Here is a 12,272-nt window from a genome sequence, read left to right on the forward strand (position 1 = left end):
TTTTAACGCCCTGGAACCTCCTTCGATGGTTGCTCACCTGATTGAATTTGCCACTAACCACTACATTCTTGTCGGTATCTTCGTCGTACTGCTGGCTCTGCTGCTGGCGCACACGATGCAGGGCGGCGGTAAAAGCCTGAGCACCGGCGAACTGACCGCACTGGTCAACAAGGACGCAGGCGTGGTGGTGGACATCCGTCCGGCGAAAGATTACGCCGCCGGCCATATCGTTGGCGCGATCAACATTCCTCAAGACAAGCTGGCTGCGCGTACCGGCGAGCTGGAAAAGCACAAGGCCAAGACCATCATTCTGGTCGACGCCCTGGGCCAGACCGCTGGCACCCACGCTCGCGAGCTGATGAAATCCGGCTTCACTGCCGCCAAGCTGTCCGGCGGGATCTCCAGCTGGAAAGGCGACAACCTGCCGCTGGTGAAGTGATATGAGCGAAGTCATCGTCTACTCCAGCGATTACTGCCCTTACTGCATGCGAGCCAAGCAATTGCTCGTGAACAAAGGTGTGGCCTTCGAAGAGATCAAGGTCGATGGCAAGCCGCAGATTCGTGCTGCCATGAGCCAGAAGGCCGGACGCACCTCCGTGCCGCAGATCTGGATCGGCGACAAGCACATCGGCGGTTGTGATGATTTGTATGCCCTGGAGCGCGCCGGCAAGCTCGACGCGCTGCTCAAGGCCTGAACGGCTGCACCCACGTACAGCAATCCCTAAAAGACCCAAGATCAGAAAGGATCTGAGATGACTGACCAACAGAACACTGCAGCCAGCGAAGAAGAAACCGCACCGCAATTCTCCTTGCAGCGCATCTACGTACGCGATCTGTCCTTCGAAGCCCCGAAAAGCCCGGCGATCTTCCGCCAGCAGTGGGACCCGACCGTCGGCCTGGACCTGAACACTCGTCAGAAAGAGCTGGAAGGCGATTTCTACGAAGTGGTACTGACCCTGTCCGTGACCGTGAAAAACGGCGACGAAGTGGCTTTCATCGCTGAAGTGCAACAGGCCGGTATCTTCCTGATCAAGAACCTCGACGCGGCTTCGATGAGCCACACTCTGGGTGCGTTCTGCCCGAACATCCTGTTCCCGTACGCGCGCGAAACCCTGGACAGCCTGGTGACCCGTGGTTCGTTCCCGGCCCTGATGCTGGCGCCGGTGAATTTCGACGCCCTGTACGCGCAAGAGCTGCAGCGCATGCAGGAAGCTGGCGAGACGCCGACCGTTCAGTAAGTATCTGAGCGACGACGCAAGTCCAATGTGGGAGCGGGCTTGCTCGCGAAAGCGCAGTGTCAGGCGACATCAATGTCATCTGATCCGACGCCTTCGCGAGCAAGCCCGCTCCCACATTTGTTATCCGGTGTTATTTGAAGTCGTTCTGCCGCCACGCTTCGTAAACAGCCACCGCCACGGTGTTGGACAGGTTCAGGCTGCGGCAGCCTTCACGCATCGGCAGGCGCAGGCGCTGTTCGGCGGGCAGGGCGTCGAGCACTTCCGGCGGCAGGCCACGGCTTTCCGGGCCGAAGATGAACGCATCGCCCGGGACGAACGCGGCGTCGTGAAACGGCCGCGAGCCCTTGGTGGTGAACGCGAACAGCCGTGGGTTGCCGAGGCTTTCCAGGCAACTGGCGAGGTCGGCGTGGCGCTGCAACGTGGCATATTCGTGGTAGTCGAGACCGGCCCGGCGCAAGCGCTTGTCGTCCATCTCGAAACCCAGCGGTTCGATCAAATGCAGGTGGCAGCCGCTGTTGGCGCACAGCCTGATAACGTTGCCGGTGTTCGGCGGAATTTCTGGTTGAAAAAGGATGACGTGAAACATGCACGGCTCCGAAGGTAAAGATGACGCGCATTCTACGCCGCAAGCCGACCCGCGTTCGAAACTATTCCCGCGGGTGATCGGTTCGCTGGCGATTGTCGGCGTGATGGTCGGTTTGATGATCGGCCGCCTGACCACGCCGGACCCCAGCGTGCTGCAGCAGGTCGACGTGACCGGTGACGGCCTGGTGGTGTGGTTCAACAACGAACCGAAGCTGCACGGTGAAATCATCGATGGCACCGTGGCCCTGTTGTTTCAGGCAGAGGGCAAGGCGCAAAAGGGTCAGCTCAAGCTCAACGGCAAGGATGTGAACTGGCGAACGCGCGTGAGTGACGGTGGGTTGTTGCTGACGGTGCTGGCGGCGCGGCCGCTGCAAGGGGAGTGGGCCGGGAGCAAGGTCGATGACCGCTGGCGGCTGGAGATCCATCTCCGGGAGCAATAAAAGCGGGAATCCCCGGCCTGCCTGTACCAGGGCTCCCAAAACGGGGTGGACTTCGCTGAGAGCGTCGGTCCGGTGTAAAGAGGGAACCCCCGGCCTGCCTGTACCAAGGATCCCAAAAGGGTGGGTTCGCCGCGTTGCGGTTTGAACCCGGTGTAAAGAGGGGAATCCCCGGCCTGCCTGTACCAAGGTCCCCGAAACGGGTGGTGAATCGAATCACCTGTAAGGGTTATTGCAGGGCGCGTGCCAGTTTTAGTATTTCGAAACAGAAAAAAGATTCAGATGCGCGAAAGCCCCATAAATCGGGGCTTTCGAGTTTTTACTGGTCGGTTTTTTCAGTCTTGCCTGGATGGTTTTTGCACCGGCTGCGATGCCCGATCACGGGTCAAAGTGCATTAGGTTGGTGCACGGCGGGGCCACTGTGGGAGCGGGCTTGCTCGCGAAGGCGTCGCGTCAGTCACTGATACGTTTCATGAACAGCGCTTTCGTGAGCAAGCCCACTCTCACAGAGGGCGTGGTTGATCAGCCCTCATCCCCCTCATCATCATCCCCACCGTCCACTTTCATCCCCAATTCCTTGATCTTGCGCGTCAGGGTATTACGCCCCCAGCCGAGCAATACCGCCGCATCACGACGGCGACCGGCCGTGTGCTTCAGTGCAGTCTCGATCATGATCCGCTCGAACGCCGGTACCGCGCTGTCGAGCAGGCTCGACTGGCCACGGGCCAACGCCTGATCGGCCCACTGGCGCAGCGCCTGCTCCCAGTTGGTCACTGGCGCCGAGTCCTGCGGCAGGCTCAGCAGTTCCGGTGGCAGGTCACTGATGTGCACTTCGCGTCCGGAGGCCATCACGGTGATCCAGCGGCAGGTGTTCTCCAGCTGCCGCACGTTGCCCGGCCATGGCAGGTTCTTCAGGTATTCCTCGGTCTCGCTTTTCAGCAGCTTCGGCTCCACCGCCAGTTCTTGCGCAGCGCGGCTGAGGAAGTGCTTGGCCAGGGTCGGGATGTCTTCGCGACGATCAGACAGACGCGGGATGTGGATGCGGATCACGTTGAGGCGGTGGAACAAGTCCTCACGGAATTTCCCGGCATGCACCAGGGTTTCCAGATTCTGGTGAGTTGCAGCAATGATCCGCACGTCGACCTTGACCGGCACATGCCCGCCAACGCGATAGAACTCGCCGTCGGCCAGCACCCGCAGCAAACGGGTCTGGGTATCGGCCGGCATGTCGCCGATTTCGTCGAGGAACAGCGTGCCGCCGTCAGCCTGTTCGAAGCGTCCGCGACGCAGGTTGGCCGCGCCAGTGAATGCGCCTTTCTCGTGGCCGAACAGCTCGGATTCCATCAGGTCCTTGGGGATCGCCGCCATGTTCAGCGCGATGAACGGCGAGGCCGCGCGTGGGCTGTGGCGGTGCAGGGCGTGGGCCACCAGTTCTTTACCGGTGCCGGATTCGCCGTTGATCAGCACGGTGATGTTGGAGTGACTCAAGCGGCCGATGGCGCGAAACACCTCCTGCATCGCCGGCGCTTCGCCGATGATTTCCGGGGTGCGGGTCAGCGCCGGCACCACTTCCAGGCCTTGCTGCTCTTGCGCATGCTGATTGGCGCGCTTGACCAGCGATACCGCCTCGTCGACGTCGAACGGCTTCGGCAGGTATTCGAAAGCGCCGCCCTGATAAGACGCAACGGCGCTGTCGAGGTCGGAGTGCGCGGTCATGATGATCACTGGCAGCCGTGGGTGCTGTTCGCGGATACGTGCCAGCAGGTCGAGGCCACTGGCGCCCGGCATGCGGATGTCGGAAATGATCACATCAGGCTGCTGACGGGCCAGACGACTCATCACGCCATCGGCGCTGTCGAAGCTCTGCGTGGTCATGCCTTCCTGCTGCAAGGCCTTTTCCAGAACCCAACGGATAGAACGGTCGTCATCGACGATCCACACGGTTTCACTACGGCTCATGTCGATGTGGCTCCTTGTTCCAGTGGCAGAAAGATCGAGAACGTGGTGTGGCCGGGGTGGCTGTCACACTCGATCAGGCCCTGGTGCTGGCTGATGATGTTCTGGGTGATGGCCAGGCCCAGCCCGGTACCGTCCGGGCGGCCGCTGACCATGGGAAAGAAGATGGTTTCCTGAAGTTCTGCAGGGATCCCCGGGCCGTTGTCGATGATCTCGATTTTGGTCACCAGGCGATGACGGACGTGGCCGATGGTGAACTGGCGCATGGTCCGGGTGCGCAGGCTGATGCGGCCCAGACGCAGCTCGTTCTGGCTGCTGATCGCCTGCATGGCGTTGCGCACGATGTTCAGTACGGCCTGAATCATTTGTTCGCGGTCGATCAATACGTCGGGAATGCTCGGGTCGTAGTCGCGCACCAAGGTGATGCAGCCCTGGCTTTCCGCTTCGACCAGTTGGCAGACGCGCTCCAGCACTTCGTGAACGTTGCACAGCGCCAGCGACGGCAGCTTGTTCGAGCCGAGCATGCGGTCGACCAGATTGCGCAGACGGTCGGCCTCTTCAATGATCACGTTGGTGTAGTCGCGCAGGCTGTCTTCCGGCAGTTCGCGGGCCAGCAACTGCGCGGCGCCCCGGATGCCGCCGAGCGGGTTCTTGATCTCGTGAGCGAGACCACGCACCAGCATCTTGCTGGTTTCCTGCTTGGACAGTTGCGCCTCTTCCTTGGTGATCCGCAGCAGGCGATCACGCGGGTGCACCTCAAGCAGAAGCATGGTCGCGCCGTTGCTGAGGATCGGTGTCACTGCGTAGTCCACGGTCAGAGTCTGGCCGGTGAGGGCGGTGAGCATCGCTTCGCGCTTGGTGAAAGGGTGCGCCTGTTCGACCGCCTGACGCAGCGAGTTGAGCGCCTCGGTGGACTCGGTGAACAACTCGCTGATGAACTGCCCATGGCTGCGCTGACCGCTGATGGCCAGCAGCATCTCGGCCGCCGGGTTCATGTATTCGAGGCGCAGTTCGGCGTCGAGCAGGATGGTGGCGGTGGTCAGGTTGTCGAGCAGCAAACGGTGGATTGCGTCGCTAATAGTCATCGGAGCCTCTTTTGGGGGCGGAGCGTGCGCAAGAAGCAGGCGTCGTTAAACGGAAAATGCAAAAACCAAACCAAGGCTCCGAAAAGAAGCGTTCAACCCGTGAAACAGGCGTTTGACGCTCGTTTGCGTGGCAGGGTGCCAGCTCAAACGGGAAGTTTCGAACCAAAATGGGTTGGAATCTGGGTACGGTGCAGCCTGTTGCACCAATATAGTGCGTAAAGCTGAATGGCGTTAGAAGAAGCGCAGGAAGGGATTTTTTTCTTCGGCGGGTTTGTCTTTCAGCGGACATTCCGGGCGCACGCCGTAGTCCTCGCTGACGCAGGGTTTGACCTGGCGTTTCTGCGCCAGCGAGATGCGCAGCATGTGGAACGGCTGGTTGGCGGTGCGCTCGACAGTGCGACCCTGCTCATCAAGGATTTCCACCGACAGGTTGTGACTGCCGCGGTCGATGTTGCTCAGCGGGAATACCGGACTCAGTCCCGGCTCGCCAGTGGCCTGGCCGTCCAGCAGCAGGCGATAGCGATGGCCCTGCTGTAAGCCAGGTTCGCTGGTGACACTGACGATCACCTCGCCCGCGCTGCTGCGAAGGGTCGCATCCGGCTCGGGGATCAGGATGCGCAGCATGTCGTAGTGAAACGGTGGTTGTTCCGCGACCTTTTTTACAGCGCTGATCGGTGCTGCAGCCGTGGGGTTGGCCGACATGCGATTGCTGGTGGCGATAGGCACGCGCTTGGCGTTGCCGCGCGGCTGGTCGGTGTAGACGCGATTGCCCTGCGCGTCGACATAGGTGAAGACCTCTGCCGAAGCGGGCAGGGCGAACAGGCACAGGATCAGCCAGAAAAATCTCATGGCTTGTGCACCCGCTGTACGGTGAACACCACCGCCGGGCTCTGCTGGATGATCGCTTCGCCGTCGATCACCTGCACCGCGAGACGATGCTCGCCGCGATCGACATTCACCAATTGCAGGATCGGCACGTTGCTCGGCTGGCCGTAAGGTGCGTCGTCCAGCACCAGCCTTAATTGGTGCGGCGCCTGCAGGCGCGGCTTGATCAGCACATTGACAGTGAAGGTGCCGTTGTTGGCGCGCAGCGCTTCTTCGCTGGGCAGGCCGGTCAGTTCCAGCACCTCGTAGGCACTGCGTGCCGCGGGGCGTGTGTCGGTGCTTGAAGGCGCTGGCGCGCTCGGTGCCTGTGGCTCGACGCGGTTGAGTGGCGGCAACTCCACCGGCTGCGCCTGAACACCGTCCGGCGAGTGATCGCTGTAAACCGTGTTGCCATTGGCATCGGTGTACTTGTAGATCTGCGCGGCGGCGGGCAGGGCGATCAGCAGCAGGAGGTAGAGAAAGGTGCGACCCATGAAATCGACCGGGAAAGAAAGCGATGGGGTGCAGCATAGGCCAGGTGCGGCGGTTGGCCCAACCCGGGACATATCCGGAGATCATTCAGACGCCAAAAATCCCTGTGGGAGTGGGCTTGCTCGCGAATGCGGTCGGTCATTGAAGGTGATGGTGGCTGACACGACGCCTTCGCGAGCAAGCCCGCTCCCACAGGGGGTTTGCGTAGTTTCATAAATCTTGGGCAATAAAAAGGCCTCCCGAAGGAGGCCTCTTTTTGTCACGCCGCGTAGCGCGGCGCTACCGGATCAGCAGCTGTAGTACAGCTCATATTCCAGTGGGTGTACGAAGGTGCGGACTTTGATTTCCTCTTCGGATTTCAGCGCGATGTAAGCGTCGATGAAGTCGTCGGAGAACACGCCGCCCTTGGTCAGGAACGCACGGCCCTTGTCCAGCTCTTCCAGGGCTTCTTTCAGGCTGCCGCAAACTTGTGGGATCTCTTTCGCCTCTTCAGGCGGCAGGTCGTACAGGTTTTTGTCAGCGGCATCGCCTGGGTGGATCTTGTTCTGGATGCCGTCCAGACCGGCCATCAGCAGTGCTGCGAAAGCCAGGTACGGGTTGGCAGCCGGATCCGGGAAGCGTGCTTCGATACGACGGCCGCGTGGGCTGTTGACGTAAGGAATACGGATCGAGGCGGAACGGTTGCGAGCCGAGTAGGCCAGCATCACCGGCGCTTCGAAACCTGGCACCAGACGCTTGTAGGAGTTGGTAGCCGGGTTGGTGAAGCCGTTCAGGGCCTTACCGTGCTTGATGATGCCGCCGATGAAGTACAGGGCGGTTTCGGACAGGCCGGCATAGCCTTCACCTGCGAAGGTGTTCTTGCCGTCTTTGGCGATGGACATGTGCACGTGCATGCCCGAGCCGTTGTCGCCGTACAGTGGCTTCGGCATGAAGGTCGCAGTGCGGCCGTAAGCGTCGGCAACGTTGTGGACAACGTATTTCAGAGTCTGAACTTCGTCAGCTTTCTTCACCAGGGTGTTGAACTTGACACCGATTTCGTTCTGACCGGCAGTCGCCACTTCGTGGTGGTGAACTTCAACGGTCTGGCCCATCTCTTCCAGTGCGTTGCACATGGCAGTACGGATTTCGTGGTCGTGGTCGAACGGCGGAACCGGGAAGTAGCCGCCTTTGATGCCAGGACGGTGGCCTTTGTTGCCGCCTTCGATGTCCTGGTCGGACATCCACGAGCCTTGTTCGGAGTAGATCTTGAACATCGAGCCGGAGATGTCGGACTTGAACTTCACTTCGTCGAAGATGAAGAATTCTGGCTCGGGACCGGCGAAGACGGTGTCACCGATACCGGTGGTCTTCAGGTATTCCTCGGCGCGGTGAGCGATGGCGCGCGGGTCGCGATCGTAACCTTGCATGGTCGACGGTTCGATGATGTCGCAAACCAGGATCAGGGTTGCGTCTTCGGTGAACGGGTCGAGAACGGCAGTATCGTCGTCCGGCAGCAGGATCATGTCGGAGGCTTCGATGCCTTTCCAGCCAGCGATGGAGGAGCCGTCGAACATCTTGCCGACTTCGAAGAAGTCGTCTTCCAGCGCATCGCGAGCCGGCATGGTCACGTGGTGCTGAGTGCCTTTGGTGTCCGTGAAGCGCAGATCAATCCACTTGACGTCATGATCTTTGATGAGTTGAACCGACTTCGACATAGTGTCCTCCGGGTGGCTTAGGGCTTGGTAGTGGATGCCCTTAATAGGGGTGATGCCGGCGCAGATACTCTGCCAAGGCAACCTGCCTCACAAGGGAGCAAATTGCATGCCAGTGCCCCAGCATGGGTTTTTTGCCCCAATTTCACGCTTTGAGCACTGCAAAGCGCCATAAAGGCGAAAATCTCGCCCCTTAATGTAGCGCTTCAAATCAGAAATGACCCGTTTTGGTGCAAGTGAAACCTTCTGCATATTAACTGGTTAAACCTTGAGCAATTTCCGCTATAATCCGCGCCCCCCTTTTTCGGCTGGCCCTGCGCGCGCTGTTTTCATGAAACTAATCGTAAAAGTCTTCCCCGAGATCACCATCAAAAGCCGCCCTGTCCGGATGCGTTTCATCCGCCAGTTGGCCAAGAACATCCGCGCCGTGCTCCGCGATCTGGACCCGGCCGTGGTGGTGAACGGTGTGTGGGACAATCTCGAGCTGGAAACCCGCGTTACCGACCCCAAAGCCTTGAAAGAGATGGGTGAGCGCCTGACCTGCACCCCGGGTGTCGCGCATTTTCTGCAGATCGACGAGTACCCGCTGGGCGACTTCGACGACATCACCGAGAAGTGCAAACAGCACTACGGCGATGTACTGGCCGGGAAGATTTTCTCGGTGCGCTGCAAGCGTGCCGGCAAGCACCCGTTCAGCTCGATGGACGTCGAAAAATACGTCGGCAGCAAGCTGCGTCGTGAGTGCGGTGCGGCCGGAATCGACCTCAAAGACCCGGAAATCGAAGTTCGCATCGAAGTTCGCGACCAACGGTTGTTTGTCATCCACAGCCAGCACAACGGCATCGGCGGTTACCCGCTCGGCGCCCTGGAGCAGACGCTGGTACTGATGTCCGGCGGCTTTGACTCGACGGTTGCCGCGTACCAGATCATGCGCCGCGGCCTGATGGCGCATTTCTGCTTCTTCAATCTCGGCGGTCGTGCCCACGAATTGGGCGTGATGGAAGTCGCGCATTTCATCTGGAAGAAGTACGGCAGCTCGCAACGCGTGCTATTTGTCAGTGTTCCGTTCGAAGAAGTGTTGGGCGAAATTCTCGGCAAAGTCGATAACAGTCATATGGGCGTCGTATTGAAGCGTATGATGTTGCGCGCATCGTCGGCCATCGCCGACCGGCTGCACATCGACGCGCTGGTTACCGGCGAAGCGATCTCCCAGGTATCGAGCCAGACGCTGCCGAACCTGTCGGTGATCGACTGTGTGACCGACAAACTGGTCCTGCGCCCACTGATCGTTGCGCACAAGCAGGACATCATCGACACGGCCAACGAGATCGGCACCGCCGATTTCGCCCGGCACATGCCGGAGTACTGCGGGGTCATCTCGGTCAATCCGAAGACTGCCGCCAAGCGCCACCGTGTTGAGCACGAAGAGAAAGAATTCGACATGGCGGTTCTCGAGCGTGCGCTCGAAAACGCCAAGCTGGTGCCGATCGATCGAGTGATCGACGAATTGGGCCAGGACTTGCAGATCGAAGAAGTCGGCGAAGCGCTGGCCGGTCAGATCGTCATCGACATCCGTCACCCGGATGCGGCCGAGGATGACCCGCTGGAACTTGCCGGCATAGAAGTACAGACGATGCCGTTCTACGCAGTGAACGCTCGTTTCAAGGAGCTGGATCCGACTCGCCAGTACCTGCTGTATTGCGACAAAGGCGTGATGAGTCGCCTGCATGCTCACCATTTGCTCAGTGAGGGGCATGCCAATGTGCGCGTTTATCGACCGAGCTAAGTGCCCGGGGCTGTTTGCCTGTGGCCTGCGTCACCGGCCCCCCGACACCGCCGTCAAGCTGTAACGGCCATGCCGGACACTACTGTTAATCGCTGCCAAGACTTGTCAGCAAACCGAATCCTCTGATCGAGATACACAAGTGATCGAAAATCTACGTAACATCGCCATCATTGCCCACGTTGACCATGGTAAGACCACCCTGGTAGACAAACTCCTGCGTCAATCCGGCACTCTGGAGCGCAACGAGCTCAACGACGAGCGCGTGATGGACTCCAACGACCAGGAAAAAGAGCGCGGTATTACCATTCTGGCGAAAAACACCGCCATCAACTGGAACGGCTACCACATCAACATCGTGGACACCCCGGGCCACGCCGACTTCGGCGGCGAAGTAGAACGCGTAATGTCGATGGTTGACTCCGTTCTGCTGCTGGTTGACGCTCAAGACGGCCCTATGCCGCAAACCCGTTTCGTGACCAAGAAGGCGTTCGAAGCCGGCCTGCGTCCAATCGTGGTCATCAACAAGGTTGACCGTCCAGGCGCGCGTCCGGACTGGGTTCTGGACCAGATCTTCGACCTGTTCGACAACCTCGGTGCTACCGAAGAACAACTGGACTTCCAGGTTGTTTACGCTTCGGCCCTGAACGGTATCGCCGGTCTGGATCACACCGCCATGGGCGAAGACATGACTGCGCTGTACCAGGCAGTTGTCGACCACGTTCCGCCTCCGGCCGTTGACCGTGACGGTCCGTTCCAGATGCAGATCTCCGCTCTGGACTACAACAGCTTCCTGGGTGTTATCGGTGTTGGCCGTATCGCTCGTGGTCGCGTCAAGCCGAACACCCCGGTTGTCGCGATCAGCGCCGACGGCAAGCGCCGCAACGGTCGTATCCTGAAGCTGATGGGTCACCACGGTCTGCACCGCATTGACGTTGAAGAAGCAGCAGCCGGCGACATCGTCTGCATCAGCGGCTTCGACGAGCTGTTCATCTCCGACACCCTGTGCGACATCAACACCGTCGAGGCGATGAAGCCGCTGACCGTTGACGAGCCAACCGTTTCCATGACCTTCCAGGTAAACGATTCGCCATTCTGCGGTAAAGAAGGCAAGTTCGTGACCTCCCGTAACATCAAGGATCGTCTGGACAAAGAGCTGCTGTACAACGTTGCACTGCGCGTTGAAGAAGGCGACTCGGCTGACAAGTTCAAGGTTTCCGGCCGTGGTGAGCTGCACCTCTCGGTACTGATCGAAACCATGCGTCGCGAAGGCTTCGAGCTGGCCCTGGGCCGTCCTGAAGTGATCATCCGTGAAGTTGACGGCGTGAAGCAGGAACCGTTCGAAAACGTCACCATCGACATCCCTGAAGAATCGCAGGGCAAGGTCATGGAAGAGATGGGTCTGCGTAAGGGCGACCTGAGCAACATGGTGCCGGATGGCAAGGGCCGTGTTCGTCTGGAATACAACATCCCTGCTCGCGGTCTGATCGGTTTCCGTAACCAGTTCCTGACCCTGACCAACGGTGCTGGCATCCTGACCTCGATCTTCGATCGTTACGCTCCAGTGAAGTCGGGCCACATGTCCGGCCGTCAGAACGGCGTTCTGGTTTCGGTTGAAACCGGCAAGGCACTGACCTACTCGCTGGAAACCCTGCAGGCTCGTGGCAAGCTGTTCGTAGAACACGGCCAGGAGATCTACAACGGTCAGATCGTTGGTCAGAACAGCCGCGACAACGACCTGGGTGTGAACCCTACCAAAGGCAAGAAGCTCGACAACATGCGTGCTTCGGGTAAAGACGAAACCATCGCTCTGGTACCACCTGTTCGCTTCACTCTGGAACAGGCTCTGGAATACATCCAGGAAGACGAGCTGTGCGAAGTCACGCCTAAGTCCATCCGTCTTCGCAAGAAGATCCTGGACGAAAGCGAGCGTACCCGCGCTGCCAAGAAAGCCAAGGCATAAGATTTAGCCCAGGCTGAAAAAAAACGCCCCCGGTCGCGAGACCGGGGGCGTTTTTGTTTGTCTGGGGGAAATGTGGATTGAGCCTTGAAGATCAAAAGCCCCTCACCCTAGCCCTCCCGAAACGTCGGACCGCCCGGAGGGAGAGGGGACTGAATGGGGGATATTCGTGAGATGCACC

12 protein-coding genes are annotated in these 12,272 nt (G+C 59.7%); 6 read left to right on the plus strand and 6 right to left on the minus strand.

All coding sequences use genetic code 11. The features are described 5' to 3' along the window. Positions 1–25 precede the first annotated feature (25 nt). The 3 genes from M0808_RS09455 to secB are packed head-to-tail and all read left to right on the plus strand — an operon-like array spanning position 26 to position 1,238. Positions 26–439 (plus strand): rhodanese-like domain-containing protein, encoded by a 414-nt coding sequence (locus tag M0808_RS09455; RefSeq protein ID WP_007961724.1) that lies wholly within the window; start codon positions 26–28, stop codon positions 437–439. Between the two features lies 1 nt (position 440). Further along, positions 441–695, plus strand: coding sequence for a glutaredoxin 3 (grxC, locus tag M0808_RS09460; protein WP_247840877.1), 255 nt, complete (start codon positions 441–443; stop codon positions 693–695). Between the two features lie 57 nt (positions 696–752). After that, entirely contained in the window at positions 753–1,238 is a 486-nt protein-coding gene (gene secB / locus M0808_RS09465) for a protein-export chaperone SecB (protein ID WP_027611264.1), read from the plus strand. Between the two features lie 130 nt (positions 1,239–1,368). On the opposite strand, the gene M0808_RS09470 is transcribed toward secB, so the two are convergent. Further along, positions 1,369–1,824, minus strand: a complete 456-nt coding sequence (locus M0808_RS09470) for a tRNA (cytidine(34)-2'-O)-methyltransferase (RefSeq protein WP_003220777.1) — start codon at positions 1,822–1,824, stop codon at positions 1,369–1,371. Here M0808_RS09470 and M0808_RS09475 point away from each other — a divergent pair. Further along, positions 1,823–2,263 carry a hypothetical protein gene (locus tag M0808_RS09475; protein WP_098966760.1) on the plus strand — a complete coding sequence of 147 codons (441 nt, stop codon included), beginning with the start codon at positions 1,823–1,825 and terminating at the stop codon, positions 2,261–2,263. The genes M0808_RS09470 and M0808_RS09475 overlap by 2 nt on opposite strands. Before the next feature lie 519 nt (positions 2,264–2,782). On the opposite strand, the gene ntrC is transcribed toward M0808_RS09475, so the two are convergent. From ntrC to glnA, 5 genes are all read right to left on the minus strand, one after another. Beyond that, positions 2,783–4,219 carry a nitrogen regulation protein NR(I) gene (gene ntrC, locus M0808_RS09480; protein ID WP_007961729.1) on the minus strand — a complete coding sequence of 479 codons (1,437 nt, stop codon included), beginning with the start codon at positions 4,217–4,219 and terminating at the stop codon, positions 2,783–2,785. Beyond that, complete coding sequence (gene glnL / locus M0808_RS09485) at positions 4,216–5,301, minus strand: nitrogen regulation protein NR(II) (RefSeq protein ID WP_007961730.1); 1,086 nt, start codon at positions 5,299–5,301, stop codon at positions 4,216–4,218. The genes ntrC and glnL overlap by 4 nt, the downstream gene beginning before the upstream one ends. A 231-nt stretch (positions 5,302–5,532) precedes the next feature. Beyond that, positions 5,533–6,150 (minus strand): DUF4124 domain-containing protein, encoded by a 618-nt coding sequence (locus M0808_RS09490; RefSeq protein ID WP_247840879.1) that lies wholly within the window; start codon positions 6,148–6,150, stop codon positions 5,533–5,535. Beyond that, positions 6,147–6,659 (minus strand): DUF4124 domain-containing protein, encoded by a 513-nt coding sequence (locus tag M0808_RS09495; RefSeq protein WP_226499821.1) that lies wholly within the window; start codon positions 6,657–6,659, stop codon positions 6,147–6,149. Before M0808_RS09495 ends, M0808_RS09490 begins: the two co-directional genes overlap by 4 nt. A gap of 285 nt (positions 6,660–6,944) precedes the next feature. After that, positions 6,945–8,351: a glutamate--ammonia ligase gene (gene glnA / locus M0808_RS09500; RefSeq protein WP_003220788.1), complete on the minus strand. Its 1,407-nt coding sequence runs from the start codon at positions 8,349–8,351 to the stop codon at positions 6,945–6,947. A 328-nt stretch (positions 8,352–8,679) separates the two neighbouring features. Between glnA and thiI the strand changes: the two genes are divergently transcribed. Next, positions 8,680–10,134, plus strand: coding sequence for a tRNA uracil 4-sulfurtransferase ThiI (gene thiI, locus M0808_RS09505; protein WP_027611269.1), 1,455 nt, complete (start codon positions 8,680–8,682; stop codon positions 10,132–10,134). A gap of 139 nt (positions 10,135–10,273) precedes the next feature. Next, positions 10,274–12,094, plus strand: a complete 1,821-nt coding sequence (gene typA, locus M0808_RS09510) for a translational GTPase TypA (protein WP_007961739.1) — start codon at positions 10,274–10,276, stop codon at positions 12,092–12,094. Positions 12,095–12,272 lie beyond the last annotated feature (178 nt).

It is taken from the genome of Pseudomonas sp. MWU12-3103b (genome assembly GCF_023100615.1).
Lineage (GTDB): Bacteria > Pseudomonadota > Gammaproteobacteria > Pseudomonadales > Pseudomonadaceae > Aquipseudomonas > Aquipseudomonas putida_A.